Genomic DNA, 16,636 nt, shown 5'->3' with positions numbered 1-16,636 from the left:
TGTGGCTGCTTTCTCGGCGTTGAGTCTGGCGATGGCTTCTTGGTATTCGGGCATTGCGGTAATTGGTGTGCCCCAGGGTGGGATGAAGCTGACTCCGGTGTTCAAGCGGTACATGTAGCCGCGCCCGGTAGGCCTTAAAGGGTCATCGTCATTAATGCCGTTGTGGTAGGCGCACAAAAACGTCAGGTTCTTGATGTTGGTGTAGCCACCAGCCTGCCAAGGGATGAGGTGATGGATTTGGCAGTAATCAGCTGGCTTATTACACCCAGGCCTAGAACACGTCTGAAACTCAGCGTGCAGGGTAAGGCGTTGGTTGAAGTTTGCTCTGCGCTCGAGCCGCCAGGTGTTAATGGGGCCTTCGACAGGGTGCACGATGGTGGCGTAGCCGATTTCGGCAAACTTGTGGGTGAGGAATTCCGCCCCTGTCATGCGCCCACCGTTGGTCAGGTTGAGCTCGATCTCGTCGCCGTCGCCGTTGATGATCTGGTCGAGTTCGTTCAACGTGACGATGACTTGGGTGCGCACGGAAGGCTTGGTGCCGGCTGTTTCTTGGTTGAAGAAGACGTCGTTGGCGGCTTGAAGCAGGTCGGTGTTGGTGGATTCAAGGACTGCGCGCATGTTGGCAATCGTGGTGGCATCGTCAGTAATGGAGAGCGTGTTAGGCCCTTCGGCTCTGTAGGTGATGCGTACGCCTGGTTTGGCGGTTCTTTTACGTGTGAGTTCTTTAAGCCGTGCGGTGGCGACCTGGCGGATGCGGTGTGCGGGTGTGGCGGCGAGTCTTGTTCTGAGGTTCCAGGCGTCGAGGGTTTTCTTTACTTTTGAAACGTAGGTTTCGATGAGTGTGAGGGTGCCCAGGCTGTGGCGTTGGGCAAGGGCGGCTGCACGTGCCTTCTTTTGCTTGCCCGTATAGCGGGTGGGGCCGAAGTACACCTGGTGTAGCTGTGACAGCTCGGCAGCATCGGCTGGGTCGGCGCCGAGCGCGCGGAGCTCATCGGGTGAGCCAGGTATATGCTCCACCAGCGCAATCCCCGAGTTGCGAAGGCGGAGGTAGGTTTCGATATCCCCCATGGGCACAGAGACTAAAACAGGTCTCTGCACCCCGCAACCGGAGGAACAAACAACCAGCTCAGGTGGTGTGGTGAACGTGCAACAGGGGATAAGTCGCTGGAACGGTGCGGGGCGAACGCAGGCCTCATCGGCGCGCGGCGCTGGCATGGTGAGGAGTGCGGTTTGGTCATGGCCGCGCGTGGCGGGCGTGGAGTTGGAACGAGAAAAGCCCCTCAGGGGAGGGGCTAGACGCGGTGTTAACCGCGGTCGACGGCGCGGTTGCGCAGGGCGCGGGCGAGGCGGTCACGTTGCTCGGTCACGGCGCGGCGCAGGCCACCGGCCAGGTCGCGGGAGAGGAACTCGTCGGCGCGGTCGAGGGTCTCCTGGCTGACATCCCAGCGCGGGAACAACCCGGTCACCGTGGTCAAGGCAATCTCGTTGGACTGCGCGGACCAAATCTTTTCCGCCACGTCGAAGAACTCAGCACTCGGCAGGAGTTCATCGGAACCCACGAAAGTCAGGCCCGCTAGCTTCGACTCCAAGTCGCGGTTGCCCAGTTCACCGGCGACAATCTCGTCCCACACCGCGCGCTTGTTGTCCTCGGTATTAACCGCGGCCAACGCTTTAAGTGAGGCCTGGTAGCCCGTCGCGGTGTTATCGCGCTTGAGTTCCTCAGCCACCGCCGTCATGGCGGCGCCGGCGGCCTCGGGGCCGGTGACGTCGGCAAGCGAGCCATCGGCGATGAGCGCGGTGAGCGCCTTCCAGCGCAGGCCCGCATCCGAGGAGGTCTTAAGGAGCTCCTGGAAGAAGGCGCGGGAGGCGTCGTGAAGCTTGATGCCGGCCAGCGCCTGGGTGAAGACGATGGAGCGCTCGGCGTTTTCGGAGCGGGCGCCGTCAAGGAGGGCGTCGGCAAGCTGTGTGTCCTCCTTTGCCCACTCCGGGTCGGCGTAGGTGGACTGGGCCATAGCGGCCTGGGAGAGGATGCGCTCCAGCACGGCGAGCTCGGTCTCCGCCGCCGCACCGCGGGCCACGAGCGCCACGAAATCGCGGGCGCGCATCGAGCCCGCACGGGTCATTTCCCACGCGGTGGACCAACACAGAGTGCGGGCCATGGGATCTTCGAACTTGTCGATATTCTCCAACAGGAACTGCAGGGAACCCGCATCCAGCTCGATGAGGCAGTATGTCAGGTCATCGTCGTTAGGCAGCACGAAGTCGATGTCCGCCTGCTTGCGGCCGATGAGTTCCGGAATCTCGGTGGAAGCGCCATCGATATCCATCTCGATGCGCTCGGTGCGCACCACCTTCTCACCCTGCAGGGCGTAGACGCCGACAGCGACGCGGTGCGTGCGCAGAGTATCGCCGCGCTGGGTGAGATAGGCCTGAGTAATGGTGCCGGACTCGTCCGTCGCCAATGCCATGCCCAGCGTGTTGACTCCTGAAGTCTTCAACCACTGCTGCGCCCAGAAGGACAGGTCGCGGCCCGAGGCCTCCTCCAAGTGGCGCAGCAGATCCCCGAACGTGGCGTTCGACCACTGGTGCTCCTGGAAGTGGCGGCGCACCCCGGCGAAGAAGTTCTCACGGCCCACGTAGGCCTGCAGCTGCTTGAGCACCGAGGCCCCCTTGGCGTAGGTGATGCCGTCGAAGTTCTGCTCCACGGTCTCAATATCGGAGGCATCCGTGGAAATCGGGTGCGTGGTGGGCAGCTGATCCTGCTGGTAGGCCCAGGCTTTCTCCACGTTGGCAAAGGTCACCCACGCGGTGTCGTACTGGGTTTCCTCCGCCTGGGAAATCGCCGCCGACCAGGTAGCAAAGGACTCGTTGAGCCACAGGTCATCCCACCATTGCATGGTCACCAAGTCGCCGAACCACATGTGCGCCAGCTCGTGCAGGATGGTGTCTGCACGGCGCTCATACTTGTAGTGCGAGGCTTGCGACGTAAAGACGTATTCATCGCGAATGGTCACGCAGCCGGCGTTCTCCATCGCGCCGGCGTTGAATTCCGGCACGAAAATCTGGTCATACTTGCCAAAGGGGTAGGCAAAGCCGAAGTTGCGGTGGTAGAAATCAAAGCCCTGCTTGGTCTCCGTGAACAAGCGCTCGGCGTCGAGCGATTCCAGTAGCGAGGGGCGGCAGTAAATGCCCAGCGGCACCTCCACGGACTTAGCCGGTGAGCCCTCCGGGTGCTCCGCCAAGGTGCCGGTCCACGTATCCGTCACGCCCACATACGGGCCCGCACACAGGGCAATCAGGTAGGTCGACAGCGGGTAATCCACCGCCGCGCGCACGGTATTGCCTGAACGCGTGATGGGGGAGTTCGTAATCACCGTCCAGTGCTCTGGGACCTCGAAGGTCAGCGAGTACGTCGCCTTCAAATCCGGCTGGTCAAAGCAGGCGAAGACACGCTTGGCGTCGGCAGTCTCGAACTGGGTGTAGAGGTAAGCCTCGCCGTCGACCGGATCGACGAAGCGGTGCAGGCCCTCGCCCGTGCGTGAATAGCGGATTTTCGCCACGACCTTCAGCTCATACTCTGCCACCTGCAAACCCGATAGCGGGATCCCGTACGTCGGGTCATAAGCACTGGTGGGCAGGGGAGCGCCGTTGAGGCGGACCTCGAGAAGCTCGTCACCGCGCAAGTCAATAAACGTAGAACCGGCCTTCTTAACTCGGAACTTCACCACCGTGGTGGAGGTGAAATACTCCTCTCCGGTGAGGTCCAAGGCGACGTCGTAGTGGCTTACCTCCACCATGTCGGAGCGCTGCTGGGCTTCCTCGCGGGTGAGGTTAATCGAGGTCATAAGGTGCATCTCCTCTTTCTCTGTACCTAAAGTCTCTGCACCAGCGTAGTCACCCGCCTAGGGTGGGGTGCCAAAGACCACACAAACAAAGGAGATTTACTATGGCTCAACAAGTTACGTTCTGGTTCGACTGCTCATGCCCCTTCGCATGGCTAACCTCGCGCTGGATTAAGGAGGTGGAGAAGGTCCGCGATATCGAGGTTACCTTCCAGCCGATGTCCCTGTCCGTGCTCAACAAGGGCCGCGACCTGGATCCGGAGTACATGAAGATGATGGAAGCCAACTGGGGTCCTGCCCGCGTGGCGGCCAAGATTGCCGTGGAGGCCCCGGAGAAGGTCGATGCCTTCTACACCGCGATGGGCACCCGCATCCACACGGAGGGCCAGGGCGGCAAGAAGGGTTACGGCGCCTACGACGACATCATCAAGCAGGCGCTTGACGACGTCTCCCTCCCCGCCGACTTCGCCTCCGTGGCCAACACCGAAGAGATGGATGAAAAGCTCACCGAGTTCCACAACCGCGGCATCTCCGAGGTCGGTGATGAGGTCGGCACCCCGGTGGTGAAGTTCGGTGATACTGCCTTCTTCGGCCCGGTCATCACGCGCGTTCCCACCGGTGAAGAAGCCGGCGAGCTTTTCGACGCCTCCGTGCGCCTCGCCCAGTTCCCCTACTTCTTCGAGCTCAAGCGCTCCCGCACCGAATCCCCGCAGGTTTAGTGCGTGGGATGGCCCACAGGCCGGTAGGATGTGGGCCATGCGCGTTTATTTAGGAGCAGACCACGCAGGGTTCGAGACGAAGAACGTCATTGCCGAACACCTGAAAAAGCAGGGCCACGACGTCATTGACTGCGGTGCCCACGAGTACGACGCCGAGGATGATTACCCGGCATTTTGCATCGAGGCCGCGCTGCGGACCGTCAACGATCCGGGCTCACTCGGCATCGTGTTGGGCGGTTCCGGCAACGGTGAGCAGATTGCCGCGAATAAGGTGAAGGGCGCGCGCTGCGCCCTGGCGTGGTCCCCCGAGACCGCCCGCTTGGCTCGTGAGCACAACAATGCCCAGCTCATCGGCATCGGTGGCCGCATGCACTCCGAGGAGGAGGCACTCGCCATCGTGGATGCCTTCCTTGATCAGGAATGGTCCCGTGCTGAGCGCCACCAGCGTCGCATCGACATTCTTGCCGAGTACGAGCGCACCAACATTCCGCCGGAGCTTCCGGAGGCTTAGTTCATTTCCTTGGGGTGAGTGCCGCCACGGCCCTCTTCCCCAAGGTCAAGATCAGTAATCGCAGCCATCTCGGAATCATCCAGCTCGAAACCGAAGACATCGAAGTTCTGCGCGATGCGCTCCGGGTTTTCGGACTTCGGGAACACGATGACGCCATTTTGTAGGTGCCAGCGGATGATCACCTGAGCGGGGGAAACGCCATATTTCTCGGCGGGCTCGGTGATTTCCGGCTGCTCGAAGAGATCCGTCTTACCCTGACCTAGTGGACCCCAGGCCTCGATGTGCACCTGGTGGGCGCGGAAGGCATCGAGCTCGCGCCAGCGCTGCAGGTAAGGGTGCAGCTCTACCTGGTTGACCACGGGGGTTTCATCAGTCTGGGTTTCCAGCTGGTCCAGGTGCTCTAATTCGAAGTTGGAGACGCCGATGGACTTGGCCTTGCCGGCCTTCTTTAGCTCAATGAGCTGCTTCCATGCGTCGACGTACGTGCCATTGTCCGGGCAGGGCCAGTGGATGAGGTAGAGGTCCACATAGTCCAGTCCTAGCTTTTCCAAAGACTCGTCGAGAGCAGCGGCGGCATCAGTCTGGCGGTCATTCCACAGCTTCGTGGTGATGAACAGTTCCTCGCGTGGGATGCCAGACTTAGCTATCGCGCGGCCCACGCCTTCCTCGTTGCCGTAGATGGCGGCGGTATCGATGTGGCGGTAGCCCACCTTGAGGGCTTCGAGGACCAGCTCCTCGGTTTTATTGGGGTCAACCTTAAAGACGCCGTAGCCGAGCTGGGGGATGGTGTTGCCGTCGTTGAGTTCAATATTCGGTACTGTCATGCGGCCCACTCTACGCAGAGCTTGGTCACCCGCGCAGAAAAGGAAAGTTATGGGCTACGCGAATCACCGGAGTGCTCCGAGTGTGGAGTAGCGCCACAGAATCAAAAACGACTAAAGCCGCACCGGCTAGCTAAAATAGGTGCTCAGTGCAGCTTTTGTGGAGGGAATGACGGGAATCGAACCCGCGTCTTCAGCTTGGAAGGCTGAGGTATTAGCCACTATACGACATTCCCACAACCGACGATCTCCAGCTTTCAAAGCCTCGACTTTGAAAGCCATTGTTTCGGCGTGCGCACTACTTTAGCGCATACGGGCGCTGAAAAGAAAATGGGAACTAGAAAGGGGTAAAGGACGTTATTTTGGATAGGTACATAATCCCAACAACACACAATTCGACTCTTTAGTGAAAGTGGTGCTTTCGTGAGCTCGTTATTGCTCCTTATCCTCATCGTCGGCGGCGGCGCCTGGTTCCTTTCTTCGCGCAACGGGAAGAAACAGCAAGAGCTGCGAGAATCCCAGCGTTTTGAGGATGCGATGGCGGATGCGCGCCGCTGGACTGAGCGTTTGGGTGGCCAGGTGATGAACTTGAGCGGTACGGATACCGCCTCCCAGCAGGCTATGGCGGATGCCTCTGAGCGTTTTACCGCGGCCAATTCGGCAATTTCCCGCGCCACAACCGTCAAGCAAGCGCACCTAGCGCGCGAGTCCGCACTGGAGGGGCTCTATTATGTGGCGGCCGCGCGTGAGATTATGGGCATGGATCCGGGCCCGGAGCTGCCACCGCTGGAGGGCCAGCGCCAGGCCGGCAAGGTGACGGAGACCCGCACGGTGGAGGCCAACGGGGAGACGCTGACGGCGTCGCCAAGCGCATCTGCAGAAACCCCCAACTACTACCCGGGTGGTGTTGTCGCAGGACGCCCGGTCCCGGCCGGCTGGTACTCGCGCCCGTGGTGGGCTGATGCATTGACCACCGGCGTGTGGATGGTGGGCTACTCCATGATGTTTAACGCCATGTTCGCCGGTATGGCGGGAGTGGGCTACTCCGCCGCAGCCGCTGAAAGCGGCGACTGGGGCGGAGACATGGGCGGCGCCGAGGGTATGGACGGCGGCGCCATGGATGGTGCCGGTGACGCCGGGGGAGGCGAGGAGGGCGGCTTTTTCGACGGCCTGTTTGGTGGCGACGGGGGCGATGGCGGAATGTTTGATTTCGACTTCGACTTCTAGCGCTAAAGCTGCCCCTGACGTGGGGAAACAAAGTTTAATTGGGGCCGGTGTTGGGATAGTCAAGCAGCTATCGGTACACTAGCCCCAGTATGAAGCGCAGCTGCGTGCGGAACTTCCGGGCGCAGAGGCTTTCCATACGGGGCGTGGCGCAGCTTGGTAGCGCACCTGCTTTGGGAGCAGGGGGTCGCAGGTTCAAATCCTGTCGCCCCGACGTATGGGGGCCTGGACACTCATCCAGGCCCCCTAATTTCATCTTTGAACGATCACAATCAGGAGAGTTTCTCGTGAAGACCACCGTAGACAAGCTGAGCGATACCCGCGTCAAGCTCACCGTCAACGTTCCGTTTGCTGAGCTGGACAAGGAAATCGATCAGGCCTACGCGGCGATCGCGCAGCAGGTTTCCATCCCGGGTTTCCGTAAGGGCAAGGCTCCGCGCCAGCTTATCGACGCCCGCTTTGGTCGTGGCCCCATCCTCGAGCAGGTCGTCAACGACATGCTGCCGTCCCGCTACGAGCAGGCCGTTGAAGAAAACGATCTCAAGGTTATTGGTCAGCCGGAGATTGACATTGCCAAGCTGGAGGACAACGACTTCGTCGAGTTCACCGCTGAGGTAGACGTTCGTCCCGAGTTTGAGGTGCCGGACTTCTCCAAGATTTCCGTCAAGGTGCCGGCGCTGGAGACTTCCGAAGAGGACGTCGACAAGGCGCTCGAGGACCTGGCTTCCCGCTTCGGTGAGCTCAAGGACACCAAGCGCAAGATGAAGACCGGTGATTTCGCTATCGTCGACATCACCACCGAAGTTGATGGCACCAAGCTAGATGAGGCTTCCCACGAGGGTATGACCTACCGCATCGGTGACGACAACCTGATTAAGGGTCTCGATACCGCACTGCGTGGCATGAAGACCGATGAGGACAACGAGTTCACCACCACCATCCAGTCCGGTGAGCACGAGGGCGAAGAGGCCACCGTGAAGGTCCACGTCCAGCAGACCAAGGAGCGCAAGCTGCCGGATCTCGACGACGAGTTCGCGCAGATGGCCTCCGAGTTCGACACCATCGACGAGCTGCGAGAGGACACCAAGTCCCGCGTCGAAGAGTCCAAGAAGTCCGAGCAGGCTGCTGCCATCCGCGATGAGGTCCTGAAGGCCGCTCTGGCAGAGGTTTCCTTCGAGCTGCCGTCCTCCATCGTTGATGAGCAGGTTCACGCTCAGCTGCACCAGGTCATGGGCCAGCTGGCTCACGACGAGAAGGCTCTGGCCCAGCTGCTTGAGGCACAGGGCACGACCCGCGAGGAGTTCGACGCTGATGCTCGCAAGTCCGCTGAGGAATCCGTCCGCACCCAGCTCTTCCTCGACGCCCTGGCTGAGATCGAGGAGCCGGAGGTGTCCCAGCAGGAGCTGACCGACCACATCCTGTTCACCGCGCAGTCTTACGGCATGGACCCGAACCAGTTCATCCAGCAGCTGCAGTCCAGCAACCAGCTGGGTAACCTGTTCTCTGACGTTCGCCGTGGCAAGGCCCTGGCAATGGCCATCTGCCGTGCCGAGGTCACCGATGAAGAGGGCAACAAGGTTGACGTTGACCAGTACTTCGGTGAAATCGAAGAAGCGGACGCTGCTGAAGCTTCCGAGGAGAAGTAATCTCCCGCTTGTAACGCGCTGCTGCCACATGTGTGGTGGCGAGCGCGCATGAAACCCCGGATTCAGGTAACTCAAGGATGAGCCTGAATCCGGGGTTTGTGTCATTGTGAACGCCCTCTAGGAGTCTTTGAGTACTTCGTAGAGGGCGCGATGGGTGTTGGCTGGGGATACCGCTAGCCGTTCGTGGCTCTAAAGGCCTCGTCGGTCAACTGCAGGAAGCGCATAACGTAATCCTTGACAAAGTCTGCGGTGCGTTGATTGAGATGTCCGGACTCTTCGAAAAGGGTGGGGGATTGGCCCAGAAATACTTCGGGCTGACCAGGGAGCGGCATATCGAAGTAGGACAGGGCGAGGCGAAGGTTCTTCTGTGAACTGTAGCCGCCCATGCGGCCTACAGAGTGGCTAATGATACCTGCGGGAAGGTTCTTCCACGCCACATCTGAGTTGGGCTTAGAGCCGATGTCCACTGCGTTCTTGAGGCAGGCAGGGATAGTGCGGTTGTTCTCTGGCGTAATGAAGAGGATCCCGCTCGAGTTCTTGATGGTCTCGCGAAAGGTGGTGTACTCAGCCGGAGTGGGCTTGTCCGTGACGGCGGGGTCATCGTAGTCGAAGTCATAGAGCGGCAAGTCACGGATTTCCACGATGTTTGCCTCGTAGTCTTCAGGGATCATCGTGAGCACCTCGTGTGCAATCTTGCGTGCAAATGACTCTCGGCGCAGGCTGCCGACGATAACGCTGATACGTGGGGTGGTCATGGTAAACCTTCTTTCTTAGTTGGGTGTAGGGAGACGTGGTCAAGGGAGAAAAGGCTTGCAGCCAAAGGCCGGTGGTGGGCCGGCAGCGTGGGCGGCGGTGAGGAAGCCATCTACTTTGTCTCCTTCTTCATGGCGGAAGTACAGTTCGATGAGCCCTAGAAGACCCCCGAGGACGGCCTCTCGTGCGGCGGATGTATTCAACAGCCGCATGGCTGCGGGTTGGTTTCCTTCGCGGATGGCTTCAAACAGCGCGATGGTCTCAAGCCAGCTTCCTTGGTCCGGTCGCGGAAAAGGTTTAGAAATCCCAGTCATCATCACTCGTTTCTTCAGCAGTACCAATGACATAGGAGGAACCAGATCCGGAGAAGAAGTCATGGTTCTCATCTGCTCCGGGGGCTAGGGCCGCGAGGATTTCTGGGTTCACTTCCGTTTCTTCGGGCGGGAAATAGTCCGGGTAGCCCAAATTCATGAGTGCCTTATTGGCGTTATAGCGAACGAACACGGCTACATCATCCATGAGTCCCAAAGGCTCATATAGCTCGCCGGAATAGTCCAGCTCTAGTGCATAAAGCTCTTCGAGCAAAGAAATGGTGAAATCATGCATTTCCTTCTGCCGTAGCGGGGTCGTGGATTCCAAACCGCGCTGATACTTGTAGCCCGAGTAGTAGCCGTGCACTGCCTTGTCACGCAGAATGAGGCGAATCATGTCTGCCGTATTTGTCAGGGTGGCGTGGACAGAAAAGTGCAAGGGAAGATAGAAACCCGCGTAGAGAAGCAATGAGGAAAGGAGCGTCGATGACACCTTGCGTTTGAGTGGATCCGGCCCAAAATAGTGCGCGAGCACTTTCTTGGCGCGTGCCTGGAGAAGGTCGTTATTCACCGCCCAGCGGTATGCTTCATCAATTTCCTTTGTACTGCTCAGGGTAGAAAACACTGAAGAGTATGAACGGGCATGGACTGACTGCATGAAGGCGATGTTGGTATACACGGCCTCCTCGTGTTCGGTGCGGGCATCTTGAATCTGACAGATTTCTCCCACAGTGGCCTGGACAGTATCCAGGGTGGTGAGTCCCGTGAACACCCGCATGGTGAGGTTGCGTTCCTCGGGCGTCATCTTCTGCCACGCCGGGAGATCATTAGAAAGCGGGACCTTCTCTGGCAACCAAAAATTGGCGGTGAGACGGTTCCACACTTCAAGATCCTTGTCATCGCTCACCCGGTTCCAATTGATGGCGCGGATGCGGGCTGAAGGATCATGCCGGTAGCTCGGCGGGGTAACTGAAATGCTGGTTAGTTCAGCACTGTTCGATGTTGAAGACATAGCTTCCTTCTTTCTGAGTGAATGGTTGTAGACAAGGGGAGGACCGTGCTCCTACAAAGCACAGGAGACGCAGCCTTCGACCTCGGTTCCTTGGAGCGCGGATTGGCGTAAACGGATGTAGTAGAGGGTCTTGATTCCGGCTTTCCAGGCATAGATTTGTGCCTTGTTGATGTCTCGCGTGGTCGTATCAGCGGTAAAGAACAAGGTCAGGGAAAGTCCTTGGTCCACGTGTTGGGTGGCCATGGCGTAGGTGTCGATGATTTTTTTGTATCCCACGGCGTAGGAGTCATCGAAATACTCCAGGTTGTCGTTGGTCATTTCCGGCGCGGGGTAGTACACGCGCCCCAAGCGGCCTTCCTTGCGTATTTCAATTTTGGAGGCAATCGGGTGGATGGACGCGGTGGAGTCATTGATGTAGGAAATTGATCCAGTGGGTGGAACTGCCTGCAAGTAGGCGTTGTAGATGCCGTCTTGCATCACTTGTTTCTTGAGCCGTAGCCAATCCTCGCGTTGAGGAATCTGCACGCCTGCTTCATGGAAGAGCTGTTTTACGTGTTCAGTGGCTGGCACCCAGTCTTGGTCGATGTATTTGTCAAAGTAGGCGCCAGTGGCATAGGTGGATTCTTCGAAGCCTGTGAATCGTTGACCTTTTTCAACCGCGAGTGCATGGGATGCGCGGAGCGCATGGTAGGTCACCGTGAGGAAATAGATATTTGTAAAGTCCAGTGCCTCGGCGCAGCCATAAGGAATACGCTGTGAAGCAAGGAAGCCGTGGAGATTCATTTGGCCCAGACCAATGGCATGCATGGAGGCATTTCCGTGAGCGATGGAAGGAACAGCTTCGATATTCGTCAGGTCTGAAACCTTCGTGAGGGCACGTACTGCGGTTTCGACGGTCTCCCCAAAGTCCGGTGATTCAAAAGCCTTCGCAATGTTGAGCGAACCTAGATTGCAGGAAATATCCTGGCCGACGGTGGTGTAGTCACCCGAAGCTCCGTAGGTCGATGGCGTGTTGACCTGGAGGATTTCACTACACAGGTTGGACATATTGATATGTCCTTTGAGGGGATTAGCGCGGTTGACCGTATCCTCAAAGAGGATGTAGGGGTATCCGGATTCAAACTGAAGCTCAGCCAGCGTGGTGAAAAACTCGCGGGCCTTAATGGTCGTGTGAGAAATTCGCGGATTGGCAACCAACTCGTCGTAGCACTCGGTGATGGACATGTCAGACATGGCTACGCCGTACTCGCGAGCGATGTCATACGGGCTAAAAAGATGCATATCCTTGTTCTCTTTGGCCAGCCGGAAGGTTATATCTGGAATAACAACCCCCAGCGAAAGAGTCTTGATGCGGACTTTCTCATCGGCATTTTCCCGCTTGGTATCCAGGAAGCGAAGAATATCTGGATGGTGCGCATGCAGGTAGACGGCTCCAGCGCCCTGCCGGGCGCCCAATTGGTTGGCATAGCTGAAGCTATCTTCGAGAATCTTCATGACTGGGACTACGCCGGAAGCCTGGTTCTCTATCTTTTTGATTGGGGCTCCGGATTCGCGCAGGTTGCTCAGCAACAAGGCCACTCCACCACCGCGCTTTGATAGTTGCAGTGCAGAGTTCACGCTGCGACCAATGCTCTCCAAATTGTCTTCGATTCGCAGGAGGAAGCAGGAGACCATTTCGCCGCGCTGGGCTTTGCCTGCGTTGAGAAAAGTAGGGGTGGCGGGCTGGAATCGTCCTGTCATGATGTCATCCACCAGCTTTTCTGCGAGCTCTTCGTCGCCCTGTGCAAGGTATAAAGCTGTGGTGGCGACGCGTTCTTCGTAGCCTTCTAGGAATCGGGAGCCATCAAAGGTTTTCAGTGCATATGAAGTAAAGAACTTAAATGCGCCGAGGAAGGTGCGGAACTGGTGCTTAGCTCGATGAGCTCTGTCATACATGGCGCACAGAAAGGCGTCATCATAAAGCTCAAGGAAATCCCGCTCGTAGTACTCGTTATCAACCAACCATTCCAAGCGTTGCTTGGTGGAATCGAACTGATGCATGCGGGGAGCGACATGGTGCGTGACATAGTCTTGTGCTGCCTGAATGTCCTTGTCAAACTGGATTTTTCCAGAAGCGTCGAACAAGTTCAGCTGCGCGTTGAGTGCGTGGTAGCTCTTGCGCTTGCCGACACCGCCGGCATTGTTTGCTGAAGCGGTGCGGAGCGTAGTGCCATGAGGTTGTGTGGGGGTGGCATCGAGAGGCCACATTGTGTCTTCCAATCTGTGTGATGCGGATGGGTTCTTCATCTTGCGGGGGATTAATGGGGTGTCATCGTTAGCTGCTTTTGCTGCTCCCAAAACTTTTGAAGGCCCTGCTTTACGGCGGCAATGTCCTTCTGGGTGCCGAGAAGCTCGAAGTGATACAGCTCCGGTACGTGGCACTTGGCGGAAATGATGCGTCCGGCGACGCAGTAAGCACTTCCGAAGTTGGTATTCCCTGAGGTAATAACGCCCCGGATAAAGGAGCGGTTGATTGGGTCATTGAGGAAGTCGATGACCTGTTTGGGGACTGCGCGTTTGAGCGAGCCTCCGCCGTAGGTGGGAACGATGAGTACGTACGGGTGTGAAACCTGGATCATCCCGGTTTTCTTGGGGCGCAGTGGAATGCGCACCGCGGGTCTATCTAAGCGTTCGACGAATCTTTTTGTATTTTCTGAAACGCTAGAAAAATACACCAAATCTGGTGAGTCTGACATAGCAATCCTGCTCATCCTGGCCTTAGCCATAAGTGGGATAGGTGATATTCGAAAAGACTAACTACGCAATGGCGTAGTTGCAACTACGGCCCAACGTAGTTTTGAAAAGGGCAGGTGAGAGTAGGATTAATGCAAAGGGGAAGGTCTAACGGCTGTGGTGTGCTACAAACACTGCGTCGGTAGCTGGGCGTCCAAGCACTACCCACTGAGTGCTGCCGGCCACCTGTATTTCGAGAGAATCTGAAAAGGGCGCTCCCTCGCGCGTGCTAAGAACAGCCCCTGTGACAATGCCGCGCTCTTCAAGGAACTTCAGCAGTTGTGGGTCGGAATCAGAAATGCGTTCCACGGTCACTTGCGGTTGCGCACCGCTGTCGGTGAGACGGTGCGCACTGGGGATTGTGATCTGTCCATCAACCGTAGGGATAGGATCGCCGTGCGGATCCCTAGTGGGGTAATTAAGGAACTTATCTACACGTTCTATGAGCATGTCGGACACCGCGTGTTCGAGATTTTCGGCTTCATTATGGACTTCGTCCCACGTGTAGTCCAATGCTTGAACCAAAAAAGACTCAAGCAATCGGTGGCGGCGCACCATGACCAATGCGTACTGCCTGCCAAGTTCGGTTAACTCCACAGAGCCATAGGGCGTGTGTGACACGAGCCCTTGCTTCGACATTTTGCGCACTGCATCGGAAACCGAGGAGAGCTTGAGTCCCAACTGTTTCGCTATAAGTGTGGCGGTAACGGGCTCGGACGACCATTCCTTTAGCCCCCAGATTGCTTTCAAATAGTTCTGGGTACTGGTGGATAGCTCGGAAACAGACATGAGCAAATGTTAACCCAGCTTCCGTATGCGCCTTTGGTGCTGCGCCCCAACGCTCATAGCGAACAGAGGCCAAGTTTGAGAGGAATGCCGGTAAGGTGGGGCCAGTTAAAGCATTCTTCACTTGAAGGAGAACCATTAATGTCTGAGAAGATTTCAATGAACTCGTCGTCTACGGGTATGAATCTGAGCGATAGCGTGTATGAGCGCCTGCTGCGCGAGCGCATTATTTTCCTGGGAACCCAGGTGGATGATGAGATTGCCAACAAACTGTGCGCCCAGATCCTCCTGCTGTCCGCAGAGGACCCCACGCGCGATATTTCGCTTTATATTAATTCGCCGGGTGGCTCGGTCACCGCGGGCATGGCCATCTACGACACGATGAAGTACTCGCCGTGCGATGTGGCTACGTATGGCATGGGCCTGGCCGCTTCGATGGGCCAGTTCCTGCTCTCCGGCGGCACCAAGGGCAAGCGCTACGCCCTGCCGCACGCACGCATCATGATGCACCAGCCTTCCGCTGGTGTGGGTGGTACCGCCGCAGATATCGCCATCCAGGCCGAGCAGTTCGCGCAGACCAAGCGCGAGATGGCTGAGCTCATCGCTGAGCACACCGGCCAGACCTTCGAGCAAATCACCAAGGATTCGGACCGCGACCGCTGGTTCACCGCCCAGCAGGCCAAGGAATACGGCATCGTCGACCACGTCATCGAGTCCGTCAACGGTCCTATCACCAACTAGGGAACAAGGAGCTTTATCACTATGTCTAACCTTCAGATGCCTTCTTCCCGCTACGTTCTGCCGGAGTTCATTGAGCAGAACGCACAGGGATCGAAGACCACCAACCCGTATTCCAAGCTCTTTGAAGAGCGCATCATCTTCCTGGGCACCCAGGTCGATGACACCTCCGCCAACGACATCATGGCGCAGCTGCTGGTCCTCGAGTCCCAGGACCCGGACCGCGATATCACGATGTACATCAACTCCCCGGGTGGCTCGTTTACTGCGCTGATGGCTATCTACGACACCATGCGCTACGTCCGCCCGGACGTGCAGACCGTGTGCCTGGGCCAGGCGGCATCCGCAGCGGCTGTTCTGTTGGCCGCCGGTGCTCCGGGCAAGCGCGCTGCGCTGCCGAACTCTCGTGTGCTGATTCACCAGCCGCGTACGCAGGGCACGCAGGGCCAGGTGTCGGACCTTGAGATCGAGGCCAACGAGATCGAGCGCATGCGCCGCCTCATGGAGGAGACCCTGGCTGAGCACACCGGCCGCACTGCGGAGCAGGTGCGCATCGATACTGACCGCGACAAGATTCTTACCGCGCAGGAAGCCGTTGACTACGGTCTCATCGATACCGTCTTTGATTACCGCAAGCTCAACGCCTAAGTAATCAAGCTTAAAGCCCCGCTGTCTAGTAGATAGCGGGGCTTCGGCCATGCTTAGGCTTCGTAGGGCGGCAGGATGGCCTCGGGGGACTCGGGGAGGATCTGGCCGCCGTCAATGATGATGGTCTGGCCCGTTATGTAGCCTGCTTCGCGGGAGGCGAGGAAGGCCGCGGCGTTGCCGATATCGCGCGGGGAACCTAAGCGGTGCATAGGGACGGAGCGTGCCATTTGGTCGAGGTACTCCTGACCCTGGCCCTCCAAACCCTCGGTGAGGATGTTGCCTGGCAGAACACCATTGATGGTGATGCCATCACGGGCAACTTCCAGTGCCGCGGAGCGCATGAAGCCTTGTTGTGCGGCCTTCGAAGCGCCGTAGTGCGCCCAGCCTGGGTAGCCGGTGTGCGAGCCGGTGATAGACGTCGTGATGACGATGCGCCCGTAGCCCGCTTTCTTCATGTAGGGCAGTGCTTCCTGCACCACGGTGAACGTGCCGTGCGTGTTGATGGCGAACATGGCGTCCCATTGCTCGTCGGTTATGTCCTCGAGCGGGCAGTTGGGGAAGACACCGGCGTTGGAACAGACGATGTCGATGCGGCCATAGCGCTTGACGACGTCCCTGTAGAGGTTGCGGACGGAGTCGCGCGAGGTGACGTCGACAAGCAGGGCGTCCGCCCCGAGTTCTTCGGCAGTCTTCTGCGCGGCCTCGAGGTTGAGGTCAGCGATGACGACGGTCGCGCCGGCTTCGCGTAGAGCGCTGACGATGCCGCGGCCGATTCCGGCGGCGCCGCCGGTGACGATGGCAACGTGGTCCTGAAGATTAAACATGTACTGCTCCTAAGCGGTTGGGGCTGTGT

General features: G+C 58.3%; 16 protein-coding genes and 2 tRNA genes. 7 read left to right on the top strand and 11 right to left on the bottom strand.

Annotation, left to right across the window (positions count from 1 at the left end; genetic code table 11):
- A partial coding sequence (locus tag HMPREF2743_RS08450) for an HNH endonuclease signature motif containing protein (RefSeq protein ID WP_070818577.1) occupies positions 1-1,068 on the bottom strand: 1,068 nt, incomplete at its 3' end.
- 236 nt (positions 1,069-1,304) lie between these two features.
- The gene (gene pepN, locus HMPREF2743_RS08445; RefSeq protein WP_070818576.1) at positions 1,305-3,845 is read right to left on the bottom strand and encodes an aminopeptidase N; all 2,541 of its coding nucleotides are present in this window, start codon (positions 3,843-3,845) and stop codon (positions 1,305-1,307) included.
- A gap of 101 nt (positions 3,846-3,946) precedes the next feature.
- On the opposite strand from pepN, the gene HMPREF2743_RS08440 reads away from it, so the two are divergent.
- Together HMPREF2743_RS08440 and HMPREF2743_RS08435 are read left to right on the top strand one after the other, a co-directional pair.
- Positions 3,947-4,561, top strand: coding sequence for a mycothiol-dependent nitroreductase Rv2466c family protein (locus HMPREF2743_RS08440; protein ID WP_070525677.1), 615 nt, complete (start codon positions 3,947-3,949; stop codon positions 4,559-4,561).
- 37 nt (positions 4,562-4,598) lie between these two features.
- A complete protein-coding gene (locus tag HMPREF2743_RS08435; RefSeq protein ID WP_010191143.1) occupies positions 4,599-5,072 on the top strand; it encodes a ribose-5-phosphate isomerase in 474 nt (157 codons plus the stop codon).
- Here the strand turns inward: HMPREF2743_RS08435 and HMPREF2743_RS08430 are convergent.
- Complete coding sequence (locus HMPREF2743_RS08430; RefSeq protein WP_070818575.1) at positions 5,069-5,896, bottom strand: aldo/keto reductase; 828 nt, start codon at positions 5,894-5,896, stop codon at positions 5,069-5,071. The two genes, HMPREF2743_RS08435 and HMPREF2743_RS08430, sit on opposite strands and share 4 nt — an antisense overlap.
- Positions 5,897-6,054: 158 nt before the next feature.
- Positions 6,055-6,129, bottom strand: a tRNA-Gly gene (locus tag HMPREF2743_RS08425).
- A gap of 187 nt (positions 6,130-6,316) precedes the next feature.
- On the opposite strand from HMPREF2743_RS08425, the gene HMPREF2743_RS08420 reads away from it, so the two are divergent.
- From HMPREF2743_RS08420 to tig, 3 genes are all read left to right on the top strand, one after another.
- Positions 6,317-7,120 (top strand): hypothetical protein, encoded by an 804-nt coding sequence (locus HMPREF2743_RS08420; RefSeq protein WP_070818574.1) that lies wholly within the window; start codon positions 6,317-6,319, stop codon positions 7,118-7,120.
- 137 nt (positions 7,121-7,257) lie between these two features.
- Positions 7,258-7,331 (top strand) — tRNA-Pro (locus HMPREF2743_RS08415).
- A 73-nt stretch (positions 7,332-7,404) separates the two neighbouring features.
- Positions 7,405-8,763, top strand: coding sequence for a trigger factor (gene tig / locus HMPREF2743_RS08410; RefSeq protein ID WP_070711126.1), 1,359 nt, complete (start codon positions 7,405-7,407; stop codon positions 8,761-8,763).
- A 173-nt stretch (positions 8,764-8,936) separates the two neighbouring features.
- On the opposite strand, the gene HMPREF2743_RS08405 is transcribed toward tig, so the two are convergent.
- The 6 genes from HMPREF2743_RS08405 to HMPREF2743_RS08380 form a co-directional block, all read right to left on the bottom strand.
- Positions 8,937-9,518 carry an NADPH-dependent FMN reductase gene (locus HMPREF2743_RS08405; RefSeq protein ID WP_070447780.1) on the bottom strand — a complete coding sequence of 194 codons (582 nt, stop codon included), beginning with the start codon at positions 9,516-9,518 and terminating at the stop codon, positions 8,937-8,939.
- 39 nt (positions 9,519-9,557) lie between these two features.
- Complete coding sequence (locus tag HMPREF2743_RS08400; RefSeq protein WP_034655492.1) at positions 9,558-9,830, bottom strand: hypothetical protein; 273 nt, start codon at positions 9,828-9,830, stop codon at positions 9,558-9,560.
- Complete coding sequence (nrdF, locus tag HMPREF2743_RS08395; protein ID WP_023020918.1) at positions 9,814-10,839, bottom strand: class 1b ribonucleoside-diphosphate reductase subunit beta; 1,026 nt, start codon at positions 10,837-10,839, stop codon at positions 9,814-9,816. The genes HMPREF2743_RS08400 and nrdF overlap by 17 nt, the downstream gene beginning before the upstream one ends.
- 51 nt (positions 10,840-10,890) lie before the next feature.
- Complete coding sequence (gene nrdE, locus HMPREF2743_RS08390; protein ID WP_070525685.1) at positions 10,891-13,086, bottom strand: class 1b ribonucleoside-diphosphate reductase subunit alpha; 2,196 nt, start codon at positions 13,084-13,086, stop codon at positions 10,891-10,893.
- Positions 13,087-13,136: 50 nt separating this feature from the next.
- Complete coding sequence (gene nrdI, locus HMPREF2743_RS08385) at positions 13,137-13,604, bottom strand: class Ib ribonucleoside-diphosphate reductase assembly flavoprotein NrdI (RefSeq protein ID WP_005324049.1); 468 nt, start codon at positions 13,602-13,604, stop codon at positions 13,137-13,139.
- Between the two features lie 115 nt (positions 13,605-13,719).
- Positions 13,720-14,400: a metal-dependent transcriptional regulator gene (locus tag HMPREF2743_RS08380; protein ID WP_010190918.1), complete on the bottom strand. Its 681-nt coding sequence runs from the start codon at positions 14,398-14,400 to the stop codon at positions 13,720-13,722.
- Positions 14,401-14,538: 138 nt separating this feature from the next.
- On the opposite strand from HMPREF2743_RS08380, the gene HMPREF2743_RS08375 reads away from it, so the two are divergent.
- Complete coding sequence (locus HMPREF2743_RS08375) at positions 14,539-15,138, top strand: ATP-dependent Clp protease proteolytic subunit (RefSeq protein WP_010190917.1); 600 nt, start codon at positions 14,539-14,541, stop codon at positions 15,136-15,138.
- Positions 15,139-15,159: 21 nt separating this feature from the next.
- Positions 15,160-15,783: an ATP-dependent Clp protease proteolytic subunit gene (locus tag HMPREF2743_RS08370; RefSeq protein WP_010190916.1), complete on the top strand. Its 624-nt coding sequence runs from the start codon at positions 15,160-15,162 to the stop codon at positions 15,781-15,783.
- 53 nt (positions 15,784-15,836) lie between these two features.
- Here HMPREF2743_RS08370 and fabG read toward each other — a convergent pair whose 3' ends face one another.
- Positions 15,837-16,607 carry a 3-oxoacyl-ACP reductase FabG gene (fabG, locus tag HMPREF2743_RS08365; protein WP_070525688.1) on the bottom strand — a complete coding sequence of 257 codons (771 nt, stop codon included), beginning with the start codon at positions 16,605-16,607 and terminating at the stop codon, positions 15,837-15,839.
- Positions 16,608-16,636 lie beyond the last annotated feature (29 nt).

The sequence above is a fragment of the Corynebacterium sp. HMSC036D02 genome (assembly GCF_001836165.1).
Lineage (GTDB): Bacteria > Actinomycetota > Actinomycetes > Mycobacteriales > Mycobacteriaceae > Corynebacterium.
The sequence above is the reverse complement of the archived record's forward strand: the minus strand, read 5'-3'. Positions and strand labels throughout refer to the sequence as shown.